General features: G+C 75.9%; 11 protein-coding genes. 4 read left to right on the plus strand and 7 right to left on the minus strand.

Annotation, left to right across the window (positions count from 1 at the left end; translation table 11 throughout):
- Positions 1-29 precede the first annotated feature (29 nt).
- Positions 30-1,640, plus strand: coding sequence for a carboxylesterase/lipase family protein (locus tag IE257_RS05295; protein WP_229920137.1), 1,611 nt, complete (start codon positions 30-32; stop codon positions 1,638-1,640).
- Here IE257_RS05295 and IE257_RS05300 read toward each other — a convergent pair.
- Both IE257_RS05300 and IE257_RS37880 read right to left on the minus strand, forming a co-directional pair.
- Entirely contained in the window at positions 1,624-2,301 is a 678-nt protein-coding gene (locus tag IE257_RS05300) for a hypothetical protein (protein WP_189965196.1), read from the minus strand. The two genes, IE257_RS05295 and IE257_RS05300, sit on opposite strands and share 17 nt — an antisense overlap.
- Before the next feature lie 68 nt (positions 2,302-2,369).
- Positions 2,370-2,582 (minus strand): hypothetical protein, encoded by a 213-nt coding sequence (locus IE257_RS37880; protein WP_229920138.1) that lies wholly within the window; start codon positions 2,580-2,582, stop codon positions 2,370-2,372.
- 85 nt (positions 2,583-2,667) lie between these two features.
- Here IE257_RS37880 and IE257_RS05310 point away from each other — a divergent pair, with 85 nt between their 5' ends.
- Positions 2,668-3,144 carry an HAD domain-containing protein gene (locus IE257_RS05310; RefSeq protein ID WP_189965198.1) on the plus strand — a complete coding sequence of 159 codons (477 nt, stop codon included), beginning with the start codon at positions 2,668-2,670 and terminating at the stop codon, positions 3,142-3,144.
- 119 nt (positions 3,145-3,263) lie between these two features.
- Here the strand turns inward: IE257_RS05310 and IE257_RS05315 are convergent, their stop codons facing one another.
- From IE257_RS05315 to IE257_RS05335, 5 genes are all read right to left on the minus strand, one after another.
- Positions 3,264-5,159 carry an SWIM zinc finger family protein gene (locus IE257_RS05315; protein ID WP_189965200.1) on the minus strand — a complete coding sequence of 632 codons (1,896 nt, stop codon included), beginning with the start codon at positions 5,157-5,159 and terminating at the stop codon, positions 3,264-3,266.
- Entirely contained in the window at positions 5,156-8,983 is a 3,828-nt protein-coding gene (locus tag IE257_RS05320; RefSeq protein WP_189965203.1) for a vWA domain-containing protein, read from the minus strand. Before IE257_RS05320 ends, IE257_RS05315 begins: the two co-directional genes overlap by 4 nt.
- A complete protein-coding gene (locus IE257_RS05325; RefSeq protein WP_189965205.1) occupies positions 8,980-10,137 on the minus strand; it encodes an ATP-binding protein in 1,158 nt (385 codons plus the stop codon). Before IE257_RS05325 ends, IE257_RS05320 begins: the two co-directional genes overlap by 4 nt.
- Before the next feature lie 132 nt (positions 10,138-10,269).
- The gene (locus IE257_RS05330; RefSeq protein ID WP_189966168.1) at positions 10,270-15,168 is read right to left on the minus strand and encodes an ATP-binding protein; all 4,899 of its coding nucleotides are present in this window, start codon (positions 15,166-15,168) and stop codon (positions 10,270-10,272) included.
- Positions 15,169-15,191: 23 nt separating this feature from the next.
- Entirely contained in the window at positions 15,192-16,058 is an 867-nt protein-coding gene (locus IE257_RS05335) for a DUF4132 domain-containing protein (protein WP_189965207.1), read from the minus strand.
- 220 nt (positions 16,059-16,278) lie between these two features.
- Here IE257_RS05335 and IE257_RS05340 point away from each other — a divergent pair, with 220 nt between their 5' ends.
- The gene (locus IE257_RS05340) at positions 16,279-17,007 is read left to right on the plus strand and encodes an HNH endonuclease family protein (RefSeq protein WP_229920139.1); all 729 of its coding nucleotides are present in this window, start codon (positions 16,279-16,281) and stop codon (positions 17,005-17,007) included.
- The gene (locus tag IE257_RS05345) at positions 17,004-17,273 is read left to right on the plus strand and encodes a hypothetical protein (RefSeq protein ID WP_189965209.1); all 270 of its coding nucleotides are present in this window, start codon (positions 17,004-17,006) and stop codon (positions 17,271-17,273) included. The genes IE257_RS05340 and IE257_RS05345 overlap by 4 nt, the downstream gene beginning before the upstream one ends.
- The last annotated feature ends 62 nt before the right edge of the window (positions 17,274-17,335 follow it).

The following is a 17,335-nucleotide window of genomic DNA, read 5'->3' on the forward strand; positions in this document are numbered from 1 at the left end:
CCCGTGCCCCAGGGGAAAGGGCGTCGGCCGTGCCCGACTTTCGCCAGGTCCGCCGCCGCTGCGCGCTCCTGCTGCCCGTGGTGTTGCTGCTGCTGGGCGCCGCGCCCGGGCCTGCCGGGCCGGTCGTGGACACCGACCGCGGTCCGGTACGGGGCCTCGCGCACGGCGCGTACGACACCTTCGAGGGCATCCCCTTCGCCGCTCCCCCGACCGGCCCGCTGCGGTGGCGGCTGCCGGAGCCGGCGGCCCGGTGGGAGGGCGTGCGCGACGCCGGAGCCGCCGGTGCGCGCTGCGTGCAGCTGCCCGCGGTGGGGCCGGGCGGGCCGACCGGCTCCGAGGACTGCCTGTACCTCAACGTCACCGCTCCGGCGGGCCGCGCCGCCGGAGGCCGGCAGCGGCCCGTCATGGTCTGGTTCCACGGCGGCGGCTTCTTCAGCGGCGCGGGCGACGCCTACCGGCCCGACCGGCTCGCCGTGCGGGGTGACGCCGTGGTCGTCACGGTGAACTACCGGCTGGGCGTCTTCGGCCTCTTCGGCCATCCGGAGCTCGGCGGCGCCCCCGGCTTCGCCCTGGCGGACCAGCGGGCGGCGCTGCGCTGGGTCCGCGCGAACGCGCGGAGCTTCGGCGCGGACCCGGGCAACGTGACCGTCTTCGGAGAATCGGCCGGCGCCCTCAGCGTGTGCGCGCACCTCACCTCACCGGCCTCGGCGGGCCTGTTCCAACGGGCGATCGTGCAGAGCGGATCGTGCTCCACCACGACACCCCCGCGGGCCCTGCTCCCCGGCCTCGGCAGGTACGAGCCCTTCGTGCCGCAGGCGCGCACCGTGGCGGACGGCGCCCTGGCGGCGGCCCGGCTCGGCTGCGACCGGCCGGGCGGGGCCCTGGACTGCCTGCGCCGGCTGGACACGGGCACGCTGGCCACCGCCGAGCTGATGCAGCGCTTCTCGCTGGTCTCCTACGGCAACGACGTGCTGCCGATGGAGCCGCGGCGGGCGCTGGAGGCGGGCCGGTTCCACCGGGTGCCGGTGATCCAGGGGACCACCCGGGACGAGGTGCGCCTCTTCCTCGCGCAGACCCTGGCGGCGTATCCGATTCCCGACCGGGCCGCCTACCGGGCCCGGACGGAGCAGTCCTTCGACGCGCCGACCGCCCGCGCGGTGGAGGCGGCCTATCCGGTGTCGGCCTTCCCGACCCCGGCGGTGGCGTGGGCCGCCGTACTGACCGACGCGTCGTTCATCTGCCCCACGTTGCGGGACGGCGCCGCACTCGGGCAGTACGTGCCGGTGTACACGTACCGGTTCAGCGACCGGGGCGCGCCCGACTTCACCGGGCAGCCGGAGCCGCCCGACCTGCCGTTCGGTGCGGCCCACGGCTTCGAACTGCCCTATCTGTTCACGATCGCGGCACTGACCGAGCCGCAGCTCCGGCTCGCGGACCGGATGACGGGCTACTGGACCTCCTTCGCCCGCACCGGTGTTCCGCAGGCGCCGGGAGCCCCCGTGTGGCCGCGCGACCCGAGCTCCGCGTCGGCGCTCTCGCTGGCGCCTGGGGCGGACGGGATCCGGACGGTGGACGCACGGGCCGAGCACCACTGCGCGCTCTGGGACGCTCGGTGGCCCGGGGTCACCAGGACTCGGTGATGATCACCCCGTCGTCCGGCATCTGGAGCGTCACCGTGCCCGTGTCCCCGTAGACCTCGTGCCGCCAGGCGGTGAACACCGCGGCGATCCGGCGGGCGGCATCGCCGCGGCCCTTGCCCACTTCTCGGGTGGTGAAGGTGATCCGCGCCTCGCCGACCGTGCGCACCTTGCGGACGCGGGCCTCCTTGACCACCTCGGAGGGCGCGTACCCGCTCTCGGACTTCTTGCGATGCCGCAGGTAGTACGCGGTGAAGTCCCGGGTCATGTCGAACCAGTCCGCCGGACCGCAGGGGCCTCCGCCGTTGGCCATCTCGCCGTCGGTCGGCGGGCCCACGTAGGCACCGGTGTCCTCGTCGGTGGGCGGCCCTGCGTACCCGCCCGTCTCCTCGTCGGTCGGCGGACCCGCGTACCCGCCCGTCTCCTCATCGGTGGGTGGCCCCGCGTACCCGCCCGTCTCCTGGTCCGTCGGCGGCCCGGCGTTCCCGCCCGTGCCCTCGTCCGTCGGCACGTCGCGACCGCAGTCGGCCGGGGCGACGGCGGGCAGGCCCGCGGGCGGCGCGGCCAGCCGGGCCGCCTGGGTGGTCCCGCACGCCGCCAGGGCGGCGCACAGGAGCCCCGCCACCGTCACCCGCCCGGTCAGGGACCTTGCTGTCTTCATCATGTACGTCCCCCTCGACCATCAAGAGGCGATGACGGCGTCCGGGGTTCCACCTCCCGGCCGGTCGGACCTCAGGCGAGTCGCAGGACGTCCCCGACCCGGGCGGTACCCGGTGTGACGATCCCGGCGAGCACGTCGAGCCGGTTGTCGTGGGCCGTGGCGATGGCCCTCAGGGAGCGCCGGGTGTTCTTGCCGGAGCCGAGTTTGCCGTCCGCGTCGCGCACGGGGTACAGCCGGTCACCCACGAGGCCTCGCTCGTCGACCTCCACGGCGCAGCCGTTCACCGCCGGTCGACTTGATCGGGTACCGCCAGAGCCGCTCTATCGCACCAAGATCTTTCTCCATTCCTTGGAGGACTACGGTGGCCTCATGACCGGTTCCCGCCCTCTGCCCCTGCTCTACCTCGATGTCGACGGTCCGCTGATCCCCTTCGGCGCCGGGCCGTATCCCTGTGGCGACGACGCCAATCCCCTGCTCGCCCGGATCGATCCCGCCCTCGGACCCCTGCTGGCGGCGCTGCCGTGCGAGCCGGTGTGGGCCACGACGTGGATGGCGGAGGCCAACGAGTGCGTGGCGCCCCGGCTCGGTCTGCCGGAGCTGCCCGTGGTGGCCTGGCCGGAACCGTCCGACGAGGACGGGCGGGGCGGCATTCACTGGAAGACCCCCGCCCTCGTCGACCACGCGGCCGGGCGGCCCTTCGTCTGGGTCGACGACGAGATCACCGGTGCCGACCGGGCCTGGGTGGCCGACCGGCACCCGGGCCGGGCGCTCCTGCACCGCGTCGATCCCGGACGGGGGCTGACCGGGGCCGATCTCGATGTACTGCGGGCGTGGCTCCGGGTGTGACTCCGCTCGGGGCGGCCCCCACCGGGTTCACCGCCTCGTGTGCGACCGGCGTGCGCAGCACACCCGGTGGCGCCCGGCCGTCGGGCCCCGCGGTCGCCGCCCGCCGACCGGGCCTGGGCTCAACGGGCCGCGGGCGTCGCCGCGCTCGGATCGGCCGCCCAGGACGCGGCGATCAGGGAACGTTCCGCCGCCGCCAGGTGGGTGGCCGCGGCCAGCCAGGCCCAGGCGTAACCGTCCGGCGAGGGATCGGCCAGGCGGCCGAACACGTCACGGGGACGGCGGTCGGCCTCGGTCGCCAGGGCGGCGGCCAGGTCCGCCGCCGCCGTGAGTCCGGCCCGGCGCAGCGGGCCGTACGAGGCGGCCGCCAGGGACGACGTGCCCCGTGCGGTCTCGGCGAGGGCGCGGCGGCCCCCCGCCACCCCGGTCTCCAGGAGGCGGCGCACCCGCCACAGCGGGGAGTCGGCCAGCGGGTCCGGGACCTCGGCCACCGGGAGCGGTACGGAGGCGGCAGCTCCCGCCGGGAAGTGCATGCCCTGGAGGCGGTCGTAGCCGAGGTCGGCCCGGCCCAGCCATTCCTCGGGCAGCCGCAGCGTGTACTCCGCTCCCGGCACCGGGCCGACCGCCAGGGGGCGGAGCGTCGCGGTGCGGTCCAGGTCGGGACGGCCCAGGACGCGCAGCTGGACTCCGGGGTGGGCGGCGATGCGGCGCAGGTTCTCCGTGTGCGCGAGCTCCGGGTGCGGATGTGCGGGCAGCAGCCGCAGCAGCGGCCCGTCCGGGCGCGCCTCGCGGACCAGAAGGTGCTCGCCGGCCGCGCCGACCACCGTGACGTCGCAACCGAGCAGCGCGGTCTCGGCTCCTTCCGGGTCGGCCGACAGCTCGGCGACGGCCTCGGCCGCAAGACGGCCGAAGAGTGCCGCTGCGGGCGGCTCGGTCCAGGCGATACCGGGCAGCGGGGTCGCCCTGACGCCCCGTCCGGCACCGAGTCTGCCCTCGGCGGAGACCGTCGCACCGACGATGCGCAGGCCCCCGCGGGCGAGGCCGGCATGGTCGAGGGTGGCACCGCCGAGGGCGACGGAGGCGGAACCGGCGCCGCGGGCGCGGGCCAGGCCGCCGGGGCGGACGTCCGAGACCGAGTAGCGGGTGCCGTCCGGGGCCAGCAGGTGGGTGACCACGCCGCCGTACCCGGTGGCGGAGAGCACCGGTTCCCGGCACAGGCCGTGCACCTGGAGGCTGCCGCCCGGCGCGTAGGCGCGGCGGGCGGTCCCGGTCAGCGCGGGGTCGGTCGAGCCGGAAGCCAGCATCCCGGCGGTGTAAAGAAGTTCGCGGAAGGCTCCGGTGAGCTCGCCGAGCCGCTGGCCGGCCCGGCGTTCGCGGGCGGCGCGCAGGCCGCGTACGACCCGTAGGGCGGCCGCTTCGGCGCGCTGGAGCCCGGCGAGGCGGGCGGTGTGCGCGGCACGCAGCAGCTCGGCCTGGACGACCGCTCCCCCGGCGGTGACTCCGGCGGCGAGGGCTTCGGCGGCCACCTGCCAGAGGGCGCCGGCAGCGCGCAGCTGGGCCGCGGTGAGGGCCGGAGCGGGCTCGACGGGAGCCGCGGCCTCGACGGGTCCGGCCGGCTGCGCGGACCCGCTGGATCCGGTGGGCCCGCCGGATCCACTGGGTCCGGCGGGCTCGCCGGGCCCGGCCGCCGCGACCGGCTCCGGCGGGGCGTCCGCGAGCGGGGCCGCGCCCAGCGCTGCGGCCCGGTGCAGGCATCGCGGGGCCAGCAGGCAGCTGCATGTGGCCTGTTCGGCCGTAGTGATCGTGCCCGCCGGGCCGGGGTTCAGGGTGACCAGCGCGTCCTCGCCGAAGCGGAGGGTGACGGTGCCGTCGGCCGCGAGGGTGGCTCCCGCCGCGCAGCCCTCGGTGGCGGCGTCGAGCTTCTTGCGCAGGCGGGGGGTGAGGTTCTCGACGGCTTCGGCGAGCACCTCGGGGGCGACGGGCGGCAGTTCGGTGCTCTCGGTGCTCTCGGTACTCAACGGGACTCTCCACGGAGGCGGTCGCCCACCCAGCGGGCGAGGGCGAGGGGACTGAGGGCGGCCACGGGCATGCCGGCCGCCACGAGTTGCCGCGCGACCGGGACCGAGTACCGGGGCGTCCCCTCGTCGTCGAGCGCGGCACAGCCCAGCAGGTGGGCGCCGGATGCGGCCAGCGCGCGGACCTCGCCGAGGAGCCCGCCGATCGGCGCGCCCTCCTCGAAGTCGCTGACCACGACGACCAGGGTGCGGCTCGGGACGGTGATCAGGGAACGGGCGTGCGCGAGGCCGGCGGCGATGTGCGTGCCGCCGCCGACGCGGACCTCCAGCAGCAGGGAGAGCGGGTCCTCGACCCGGTCGGTGAGGTCCACGACCTGGGTGGAGAAGGCGAGGAAGTGGGTGGACAGGGTCGGTACGCCGCCCAACACGGCCGCGGTCAGGGCCGACCAGATGACGGAGGCCTCCATGGAACCGGAGACGTCGACGACCAGGATCAGCCGCCAGTCGGCCTCGCGGCTCGCCCGGGTGCTGAAGACGGGCCGCTCCGGGACCACGACCACGGTGCCGTCGGCCCGGCGCCGGGTGTGCGCGAGGTTGGCGCGCAGGGTGCGGGCCAGGTCGAGCCTGCCGCCGGGGCGGCGGGTGGGGCGCGGGGTGGCGAGTCCGGACAGGGCCGGTCGCAGCCGGGTGGCGAGTTCCTTGGCGAGTTCGTCCACGAGCCTGCGCACCAGGGGACGCAGACGGGCGAGTTGGGCCTCCGGCATGCCGCCGGCCAGGGAGAGGACGGAGCTCAGCAGTTCCACCGAGGGCCGTACGGCCGCCGGATCGAGCTGGGTGAGCACGTCGGTACGGCCCGCTTCGGCCGCTCCCGCCAGCACCTCCTCCCGTACGTCCGCGCCGAACAGCGCCTCGAGCTCCTGCGACCACTCCCGGGCAGTGGGGAAGGAGGCCTCCTGGCCGCCGCCCTGGCCCCCGCCCCGGCCGAGGTCGGAGGCGCCTTCGCCGCGCCCGGCGCCGTACAGCTCGTCCAGTGCGTGGGCGTAGCGGCGGGCGCCCGCGGGGAGCCGGTCGCGTTCGCGGCCGAGCAGCAGGCGCCAGCGGTCGGCCGGGGCGAGCCGCGGGCCGTCGGCCCGGGGAGCCCGCCCGTTCGGGACGGTGGGTGCTTCCGGGGCCTCGGCCGGGGTAGCGGCCCGGACCGGGACCGCGGTCGCGGTCCGGGTCGGCGTGTCCGGCCCGGGCGGGCTCCCCGGCAGCGGGAGGGCCTTGAGGGCGTTGAGCCCGGCGGCGTCGGCGGCGGCCCAGAGGGCGAGCAGGGCCGGTGACGCGTCGAGCGCGAGGTCGACGGGGTCGCCGAGCCGTTCGGTGACGGTGTCCAGCAGCCGGTCGCGGGCGGCGGGCGAGAGGGCGTCGAAGCCCCCGCGCAGAGCGGGGAGCCGGTCGAGGAAGTCCTGGTCGGCGAGGTGCTCGACGCGGTCGAGCAGCAGGGTGAGAGCGGCCGGGGAGGACTGCAGGAGGGGGCCGGCGGCGGTCAGGAGTCCCCCGAGCCGCCGGGTCAGGGTGCGCCGGCTGTCGGCGGTGCCCGCACTGTCGATCCATCCGGCGGCGCGGCCACCGAGCTCGGCTGCCGGGTCGAGGTCGAGCAAAACCCGGACGGCCAGGGCCGCGCCCTGCATCATCGGGGACGCGGTGGCGGCCAGGTCGGCGAGGGCGTCGTCGGTGCGCAGGCCCAGGTGGTGGGCGGCGGCCCGGTCGGCGAGGGCCACGAGGGCGGCCGCGTCGGCGGGGTCCTCGCTCCCGGCGAGACCGGGCAGGCAGCGCACGGCCGCTTCGAGGAGGTCGCCGGCGAGGGCGGCGGCGGCCGCCCGGGACGCGGCGGAGGTGCCGGGCAGGTGGCCGCGGTGGAGGGCCTCCAGGAGGTCGAGGGCGTCGAGCAGTTCGGGCAGGGTCGCCGTCTGCGGCAGGGCGGTGGCCGCCTCGTGGAGGCGTACGTCGACCAGCTCGGGCAGATCGCACCGCGCGGCGGCGGCCAGCCCGGCGAGGATCTGCGCCGGGGTCGGCCCGCCCTCGGCGGCGGCCCGGCGGGCGGTCTCGCGCAGCGTTCCGGCGGCCGCCTGCGCGGCGGTGACTCCGCGCACCCCGGCGAGATCCAGCCGGGCCGGGACGGAGGGCGTCCAGGACAGCCGCCACTTGGTGCCGAGGGCGGTGCCGTCGCCGGTGGCAGCCACGGTGAGGGGCTCGCCGTAGGAGGCGCCGCACACGAGGAGCCGTTGCAGCACGACCTCGCGGCGGCCGTCGAGGGCGGAGCGGAGCGGGTCGAGGCGGATCTCGCGGGGCGCGGGATCCTCGGGGGACGGCAGCCGCAGCGCGGCGAGTTCGGCCTCTACGGAGGGGCCGAGGCCTGAGCGGGGGGCGTGCGGGGTGATCCGCCCGCGGGCGGTGCCGACGAGCACGGCCTCGAGGGCGCGGGCCAGCGCCCGGCCCCGGCCGAGCGGTTCGCCCTGGCCGAGGACGGTGGTGACGGCTTCGAGGAGTTCACCGCGGCCGGGCGCGGGCAGCTCCCGCAGGGCGGCGAGGTCGCAGGCGAGCCGCAGGGTCTCGGCGGCCTCGCCGGTGCCCGCGGTGTGCCCGGCGCGGCGCAGCTCCCGGCAGACTCCGGTGACGGCCACGGAGGCGGCCTCACGCACCCGGCCGGGGTCGCCGCCGGCTTCGAGGACGGCCTGCTGCCAGCGGGGATCGCGAATACCGGCGGGATATCCGGAGCGGGAGTCGAGCAGGTCGAAGGAGTACGGCACGAAGGAGGTGACGGCCGGCGCCACATCCCCGGTGGTACCCCCGGACCCGCCCTTCTCGCCGTCCCGCGGCCCCGGCACGCTCCTCGGCGCGACGGCGTCCGGCCCGACGGACACGCCTGACCGGGAGCCGGAGTCGGAGCCGGAGCCGAGGTCGAGGGAGGGGGCGGGGCCGGACCCGAGGCCGCAGCCAGCGTCCGGGCCGGACCGATGGCCGGAGTCGTCGGCGGCAGGAGAAGTGCCGGCATGGCTGCCCGGGAGGACCGGGGCGTGGAACGCGCCGATCACCGCGGCCACACGGTGACCGGCGGTGACCGCGCCTGCGATCACGCTCCTCATGTGCGCCTCGCGGGCCAGGTCCGTCGCCGGGACGGCGCTCGTGTCCGCGCGCAGCGCCCAGCCGACGCCGAGCGCCGCGCGCCGTACGGCTTCCGGTGAGCACCCCGGTGCCAGGACCTCGACGGCCCGGTCCCAGAGGTCGTCGCCGTCCCGGCCCGTGCCGGCGGCGGTGAGTGCGTCCGCGAAGGACCCGCCGGGCCGCGGCCCGGTGAACGGCCCACCAGCAGGATCCGTAGCGGCCTGCGGGTCCGAGGCCCGGGTCGGGGACGCCGCGCCGTCCGGGGGCTGCGCAGCGGCATGCCCCTGGGGCGGCGTTGCGGTCGGCTCGGTCCAGCCGCGGTCCGCCAGGGGGAGGTCGCAGCAGATGACGGACGCGCCGGACCGGCGGGCCCAGCGGATCGCGGCAAGCTCCGGGGAGAAGTCCGCGAACGGGTAGAACGCGAGGCGGCCGTCCTCCCCGGTGCCCGCGAGGGCCACCGGGGCCTGCGTCTCCGGGTCGGCGAGGTGCTCCAGCCAGGGCTGGAACTCCGCCGGGAGCTCGACGCACACCACGTCGGCGCCCGAGGCGTCCAGCAGATCCGGTACCACCGCGGCCAGCGCGGGGCTGTGGTGGCGCACGCCGATGAGGTATGGCTCGCGGGTCGCGGCGAGGAGGTCGACCGCAGCGCGCGGGTCGGTGTGCGGCTCGGTGTGCGTCAACGCAGGCTCCCGCGCAGGTCCCAGAGGCGGCGCCACATCGCCGAACCGTCCTCGGCGCGGCGCCGGACCGGGCCGTCCCAGTACCCCAGCAGCCGTCCGTGGTCGGCCGGGTCGTCCTTGCGCACGACGCCCAGCAGGTGCCCCGGCAGCAGGTCCAGTACGTCCCCGCCCGGCAGGTACGCGGCGGCGACCCCGAGCGAGGCCGCCACCTGAACGGCTTCGGCCGTGGACATGACCGTACCGGGGCGCTCCACGTCCCAGCCCTCGGCGGAACGTCCGGAGCGCAGGTCGCGGAAGACGGTGACGAGGGCGTCGAGCACGGCGTCGTCCACCCCGAAGGCGGCTCCGGCCCGCTGGACGGCGGCGACCGCCTGGCGGCGGATCAGCGTGGCCTCGGCGTCCGCGTCGGCGATCGGGGCGACCGTCTCGAAGTTGAAGCGCCGCTTGAGGGCGGCGGACATCTCGGAAACGCCGCGGTCGCGCAGGTTGGCGGTGGCGATGACGGTGAAACCGGGGGCCGCGGCGACCACCGCGTCCTCGGTGGCGGTCAGTTCGGGCACGCTGATCCGGCGGTCGGACAGGATCGACACGAGCGCGTCCTGCACCTCGGGGAGGCAGCGGGTGATCTCCTCGACACGGACGACGCGTCCGGTGCGCATGGCGGAGAGCACCGGGGAGTCGACCAGGGCCTGCGAGGTGGGCCCCTGGGCGAGCAGCAGCGCGTAGTTCCAGCCGTAGCGGAAGGCATCCTCGGTGGTCCCGGCCGTGCCCTGAACCGTGAGGGCGCTGGTACCGCTGACGGCGGCCGCCAGCAGCTCGGACAGCATCGACTTGGCGGTACCGGGCTCGCCGGTGAGGAGCAGGCCGCGCTCGCCGGCCAGGGTGACGACGCAGCGCTCCACGAGGGCGCGTTCACCGACGAACTTGGGGGCGATGGCCAGCTTGGTCGGGAGTCCGGCGCGGCGCTTGGGCAGGGCCAGCTCGGCCCCGTCGCTGCCGCAGACGAAGGTGACGACGGCGCGCGGGGTCAGCGCCCAGCCGGGCGGGCGGGGGCCGGGGTCCTGGGCGGCGAGGAAGGCGAGCTCGGCGGCGTGGCGTTCCTCTGCGGGCAGTACCTGCCGGGCGGCGGGAGCGGTTTCTTCGGTGACGGTCATCGGGGTCGTCCTCTGGAACGTGTACGGAAGGTCGGTCGGGGGGTACGGGGCTGGTACAGGAGGTCGGTCCGGCGGGGCGCGGCGCACCTGCGGGCAGGTGCGCCGCGCCCTTCGAACGTGCCGGGGCCGCTCTCAGCGGCGGCGGCCGCGGGTGCGCTTCACCTTGAGTTCCTCGAAGCGCGGCAGGTCGCCCTCCCGGACGCGCTGCCAGGCCCGGCGGAAGAGCTCCGCAGCCGGTTCGGCCGGGACCAGCACGCCCAGCGACGGCCGGTCACCGGCGCCCAGGCCGTACAGGGGGAGCTTCCACTGCTCCACCGGCAGCGTCGGGGAGGGCATGTCCGCCCAGCCGCCCGGCAGGAACAGCGAGCGCCCGGCCCGGCTGCGGCCGGCCGTGACCACCAGGTCGGTGGCGGCCAGTTCGGCGCGGGCGGCCTTGAGGCGGGCCGGCTTCCAGCCCGTCCACCGCGCGGTGTTGCGGTCGGTGGGGTCGGGCATGGCGAGCAGCGTCAGGTACAGGGTGGCCGCGTCGGCGCCCAGGCCGTGCCGCTCGCTCACCTCCTCCACCAGGTCGGGGACGGAGCGGCTCGGGTCTTGCGGCCACCAGGTGCCGTCCGCGCCCGCCGACCCGGCCGCCGGGGCGCCCGGGTCGGCGAGCAGCGCGGCGAAGCGCGGGTCGTGGGCGGTGCGCAGTGCGGTCTCGGCGGCGGAGGGCCGCTGGTCGTCCCCGCGCAGCGCCGGCAGGTACGGGTCGGAGCCGGTGGAGTCGAGCAGGGCCGGGCGCAGGGCGGGCTTGGGCTGGTCGTCGTGGGTGGCCATGACGACGGCTCCGTACCGCTCGTAGCCCTCGCCGGTCTCGGTCGGCGTGCCGGCCGCAGAGCGGAAGGCGGGCAGGCTGGTGTAGTGCCCGATCTCCAGGAGCAGTTCGGGCGCGGCCAGCCGCTGCCGTACTGCGGTCAGTACGGGCGGCAGGGCCGCTCGTACGGCATCGCCCGCGGGCAGCCGGTGGGCCAGCCAGGCCGCCATGGCCAGGGTTCCGGTCAGGACGGACGCGGTGAACGGGCTGGTGGCCGGTTCGGCGGGCTCCACGTGGTCGCCCTTCACGGTCCAGGCCACGTCGACGGACAGCTCGCGGGAGGCGGCCGGGTCGAGCAGTGCGGCCAGGGCGCGGTGCGCGGGCCAGCTGCCGCCCACGGCGCGCGCGGCTTCCGTGGCCAGCCAGTCGGGCACGGGGGTGCGCCGGCCCACGCGCCGGTTCCAGACCTCCGCGGCGGCAGCGACGTCGGGTCCCTCGCTCCACAGCTTCGCCGGATCGGCGGGGAGCAGGGCTCCGACGACGGCGCGCCGCAGCTCGGCGTCGAGGGTCTTGAGCTCGTCGCGGGCGTGGGCGGCGTCGGCGGCCTTGACCCCGAGGGCGGTGCGCAGTTCGGGTTCCAGGAAGTTGCGTTCGTAGCTGTCGACGGCCGGGAGTCCGGCGAGCACCAGGCGGGCGAGGGCGCCGGAGACTCCGGTGAGCCGGGAGAACTCCTCCGCCGCTTCGGGACGGAAGGGCGCGGGGCCGTGCTCGGCGGCCGCGCCGAGGAAGGCGGTCAGCCAGCCGGCGCCGCGTTCGCGGTCGCCGAGCGGGGCGTCGCCGCGCACGGAGTAGGGGCCGGGGACGGTGAAGCGGCCGGTCGGGTCGTACAGCAGGGCGCCGAACTCGTGGCCCTCGGGCACGGATTCGCTGTGCTCGGTCAGCGCGAGGACGGCTCCGCCGCCCAGCGGCAGCAGGCTGCGGTGGTGGACGTTGCGTTCGCCGTCCGGGGTGAGCAGGTGCTGCCGGTCGAGGCGGAGCAGGACCCGGCGCCAGTGGTCGGCGGAGCCTTCGGCCGAGGCCAGGCCGAGGGCGTCGACGGTGCCGAGCAGGGTGAGCAGTCCCTCCCGTTGCTCGTCGGTAGGCGCGACGGTGACGGCGCGGTAGGCGACGGCCGCGGGCTGGTCCAGCAGCGGCGTCCACGTGAAGGACCAGTACGGCAGTGCGGGGGTGTCGAAGTGCAGCAGCCCGGGCACCGGGGCGGCTTCGGTCCGCGTGCGGGCCGCGCCGATTTCGGTCAGCGTGTAGTGGGCCGCGTCGCTCTCGCCGTTCCAGCGGTAGTAGCCGGGGCCGATGAGGCCGCTGAGCCCGTCGGCGATCAGCCGGTCGCCGGGGCCCTGCTCGCGCTCCTCGGCGGGGGTGGTGTCCGGGTGGAGCCGGGCGGCGATCGCGTCCAGGGACTTCTGCTGGGTGAGGGTGAAGCGCAGGACCTCGACGATCCCCCCGATGATCTCGGGGGCGGTGATCCGCGGCAGGGCGGCGCTCACCAGGTCGGGCAGGTCGGCGGCCTTCTCTGCCGCGGCGGCGGACTTGAGCAGGGCGGCCACGGTCTCCCGGTCGGCGGCGCGCAGGGCGGTCGAGCCCTCGGTGTCACGGGGCCGCAGGGCGTACCAGTGCGACAGCGGCGGAAGGTCCACGCTGCCCGTGCCGAAGACGGAACGGCGGCGGTGGCCGTCGCGCGACCGGGCGGTGACCACGCCGTCCGGGTCGGTGATGCTCAGCTCCTGCCAGTGCTGGGACAGGACTCGGGGCCGGTCGTCGCCGGGGAGGACGAGGGCGGCGACGGGCATGTCGCGGCCCTCGGGCACGGTGACGGTACGGCCGCCGGTGTCGGTGCCCTCCCACCCGTTGTCGGGGACGCGTACGGTGCGCCAGCCGAGCAGGCCGTCGGTGGGCTCGCCGAGGACCGAGCCGGCCACGGTGGGCGTCGGCCGCAGCCGGTTTCCGTGCGTGGCACGGCGGACGTTCTCCGGGTGCGCGCGCTCGGCGTCGGCGAGGAAGGCGGGCAGGGAGAACCTGCCGTAGGCCGCTCCGACGGGGTCGTACTCGAGCCAGCCGCTGTCGTTGTTCTGGTCGCGCTGCTGCCACACCCAGTACGAGGTGCCGTCGGAGAGCAGGGGCCGCTCGTCCGGCAGCTTCGTGTCGCCGCGGTGCAGGACTCCGCCGCCGGTGGCGCGCCCGCCGCCCGGGAGCGGCAGGGAGAGGTGGTCGCTGCGCAGCGACCAGTGGCTGCGGTTTGTCTCCAGGGTGAAGACGGTGCCGGGCGAGTGGTGCCAGTAGCCCTGGGTCCCGTTGGTGTTCCAGGAGGACCAGAAGACGAGCAGTTCACCGTCGACGTAGTGGAAACCGTGGTTGTACGAGGTCCCGGTCGGCACTCGCAGGTCGTGCGTGAGGAGGGTGGAGTCGGCGTCGATGACCCGGACCTGGGTCTGGTTGGCGACGATCAGGTACGGCCAGGCCTCCACCACGTTCAGGGCATCCCGTCCCCGGGCGGGGGCCAGTTCGGCCAGGGCCTCCTCCCAGGAGGGCCAGGCCAGCTCCTCGAAGAGTCCGCCGCGCAGGGTACGGGCGAGGGTTTCGGCGAGGTCGGCCGCGGCGGCGGCGGCCACTTCCTCGGGGGCGAGTTCCAGGGCTTCGGTGGGCAGCCAGCTCAGGCGCGCGATGGCCTCGGGGACCCCGGGCAGGCCGGCGGCGGTGGAGTCGAGGGCGACGTCGCGCATCCACGTGGCCAGCAGCGGGCGGCCTCCGGGCGAGGCGGCCACGCACCGGACGACGTCGGCGCAGCCGTCGCCGAGGCTGCTCAGCGCACGGCGGAAGGCGGGGTGGAAGCGCTGGTCCGCGGCGAGGGCGAGCAGGTCGCGGCGGTGTTCGCCGTCGGCCCACTCGGACAGGTTCAGGTGGTCGTACCGGCGGCGGCGGTTCTCGGTCTCGGCCTCGGGGTCGGCGACCGGGACATCCAGGGCGAGCAGCAGGTCGAGGAGGTCGGTGTCCTCGACGCCGACCCGCAGGCGCGCCTCCCGTTCGGGCCGGTCGAGTTCGGTGCGCAGCTGTCCGGCGCTCCGTTCGACGAGGTCGAGGAGGAGCGGGAGGGTGGGGCGCCGGCCCCAGCCCGAGTGGCGGGCGGCGTGGAAGCGCTCCAGCCAGCCGGCCGTGCCGTCGGTGCACCGCTGCTCGGCGGGGAGGTCACCGTCGGCGAGCCCGGCGGTGGCGCCGCACTCCTCCAGGATCTCCAGCCACAGGGCGGTGAACTCGCCGTCGCCGCTGGGCGGCGTCAGCCCGAGGAGGGTGCCGCGGACGGCGGGAACGCGGCGGGCCAGCGCGACGAGAGCGCCGCGGTGGGCCTTCCACCAGCCGAGCGCGGCGCGCAGGGTGGCGGGCAGGGGCAGCAGTTCGGCGAGGTAGTCCTGCTCGGGTTCGGTGCCGGTCAGGCCCGCGGCGCGGGCGAGGCGGCGCAGTTCGGCGGCGGCCTGGGCGGAGGGCGGCAGGCCGCCCGCGGTGCGGCGTACGCACAGCCGGCGGAAGCGCTCGTAGGCCTCGGCGGGGGTGACGCGGCCGGCCAGGGCCTTGCCGTAGCCGGTGAGCACCTTCACCGGCAGGGCGCCGACGAGGGCGAATTCGAGGAACACGGCGTCGAGGCGGTCCTCGTCGACGGCCAGCCCGTACTGGGCCTCGGCGGCGCGGGCCCGCCCGAACAGCTGGGCGGCGTAGGTGGTGTTCTCGACGGCGAGGAAGAGGCGCGCGGCCTGCTCGTGGAAGAGCGGCAGGAAGTGCGGGACGGCCGCGGCGAGGCGGCCGGCGAGTTCGACGCAGGCGTCGAGGGCGGCCTTGGGCTTGGTCTTGGCCTGCCGGGCGATGCGGTCGAGTTCGGGGACGACGGCGAGGGCGTGGTGGCCGTCCTCGGGGTGGTGGACCAGGACCCATTCGGGGAAGCCGAGTGCCTGGCGCTTGCTCAGCCCGACGACGGGCGGCTCGCCCTCGTCCCGTACGAGTCCCAGGAAGCCGGCGGCGAGGTCCTCGGCCGCGCCCAGTTCGGCGGGAGCGAGCCGGACCACGACGCGGTCGTCACCGAGACCGGGGTGGCGGTAGGAGCGCGCGGTCAGGTCCACGGCGCCGGGCCCGGCGCCGGTGGTGCCCGGCGGCAGTACGGCACCGGCCCTGAGCAGCAGTTCGGCCTTGTTCATGTCGATGTCTTCCTGGTGCGTGCTCACGCGTCCCCGCCCTCCTCGATCTTGCGCCCGGCGTACAGTGCCGCGGCCATCCGCATGCCTTCGGACCAGGCCACCGGTCCGACCTCGGTCAGGCGTACCGCCCGGCCGTCCTCGTCGTGCCAGCTCAGTGCGCCGGTGGTGGTCTCTTCGTCGTAATAGGGTTCGCCGATCCACACGTTGGCCTCGGCGGCGGATCCGGAGTCCCGGACCTTGCAGGTGGCGTAGCCGCCGGAGACCCGGTAGCCGAGGCTCGTGGCCCGGGCGGCGAGGCTGAAGCGGGTGGGGAAGACCCCGCCCGCGTAGTCGCGGACCTCGGTGGCGGTGGCGGCGGTCTCGGCCGGCTTGTGCCAGGTCGCCCGGTGGATCTGCTCGACCCGCTGCACGATGCCCAGCTCGGCCGCGAAGTCCCGTACGTCGTCCAGGTCGGGCAGCAGCACCGGGTGCGGGAGGGTCACCGTGCGCGGGGAGAGCCGTACGGTCTCGCCGTCGAGGTTGACCACCTTCAGCTCGCCGGAGGCGGTGGCGTCCCGCAGGAAGCCCACCTCGTCCGGATCGTCACCGAGGACGGCCACATCGCGCAGGGCGCCCTGCCAGGCCTCGTCCGGCCAGACCCGGGCGAGCAGTTCGGTCGGCACCGGCAGCGAGGACACCATCCAGCTGTCGACCTGTGCGATGCAGGCCGCCTCGTGCCGGTCGAGCCATTCGGCCAGCCTGCGCAGCCGGTCCACCTCAGGATGGTCCTTCAGTGCCTTGGGCAGTGTCTTCAACTGCCGTCCCGCTGTCCGCCCGGTGGCGGACCTCGCCGCCACCCGTCCCTCCACCAGGGCGATCTCGTACCCCTCGCCCGCTGCCAGCCAAGCCATCAGACCGTGCCCCTCCGCCTGTCCCGTCCGGTTCCGCGCAGCCCTGACAGGGGGGAGCCGACCCCCCTGAGCTGCGGTATGCCGGGAGACTAGCGAGGGCCACTGACAACGCCCACGCGAGGGCCCTCGGTAGGTTGAATGTCCGGTTCTGGGTAGTGTTTCCGGGACAGCGCGCACAGCGGCACCGGCTCGGGGTGGGGTTATGGGACGTCAGATACGTGTGTCCGGTGCAGTACTGGTGGCGCTGCTGCTGGCGGCCGCGGCCGGTTGCTCCGATCCGGTCGCGCCGGGCGGCGGGGACCCGAAGGCGTCCGCACCCGCGGGCTCGCCCTCCTCCGAAGCGCCGAAGCCCCCGAATTCACCGGGCGACGACGCCAAACCGGCCGGCGGGGACGTACTGCCGGGTTTGGTCAACGCCGCCGAGGCGCGGACCCGGCTGGCGGCGCTCAAGGTGGCCCCGGTCGGCACGATGGCCGGCTACAGCAGGGACAAGTTCACGCACTGGGCGCAACAGGGCAACAAGTGCGACACCCGCGAGGTCGTCCTCAAGCGCGACGGCACCGGGGTCACTCAGGATGCCGAGTGCAAGGCGGTGTCCGGCAACTGGAAGAGCCTCTACGACGGGGTGGTCGTCACCGAGGCGGGGAAGATGGACATCGACCACATGGTGCCGCTCGCCGAGGGCTGGCGCTCCGGCGCGGCCGGCTGGGACTCCGCCCGGCGCAAGGCCTTCGCCAACGACCTGACCCGTCCTCAGCTGCTGGCCGTGACCGCGGCCTCGAACCGCTCCAAGGGCGACCAGAGCCCGGACCTGTGGCAGCCGCCGGACAAGGCGAGCTGGTGCCAGTACGGGCGGGCCTGGACCACCGTGAAATCGACGTACGAACTGACCGTCACCGAACCGGAGAAGAAAATGCTCACCACGATGCTGGACACCTGCGCCTCATGACGCAGCCGCACCAGTGGCAGGACGAGGTGCTCGCCGGGCCGGGCGGCGCCATGACCGACGAGGTCGGTGTGATCACCGGCCCGCTGACGCTGCGCAGCACCGAGGTGGCCGGGGGGCTGCTCCGGTTCGACGTCCAGTACAAGGACGCCGACGAGTGGTACACGCTCACAGGCAGCCCCCGGCCCCACCACGGCGACCCGGCCGCCGTGCACGCCGCCGCCCTCGCGGCGATCCGCACGGGCGGCGGAGCGCAGGCCCCGACCTGAGAGGACGGCTCGGCGGACGGCCCGGCGACAGCCTTCGGCGTCGTGCGGGATCCACGTGCCTC

The organism is Streptomyces avidinii, assembly GCF_014650695.1.
Lineage (GTDB): Bacteria > Actinomycetota > Actinomycetes > Streptomycetales > Streptomycetaceae > Streptomyces > Streptomyces avidinii.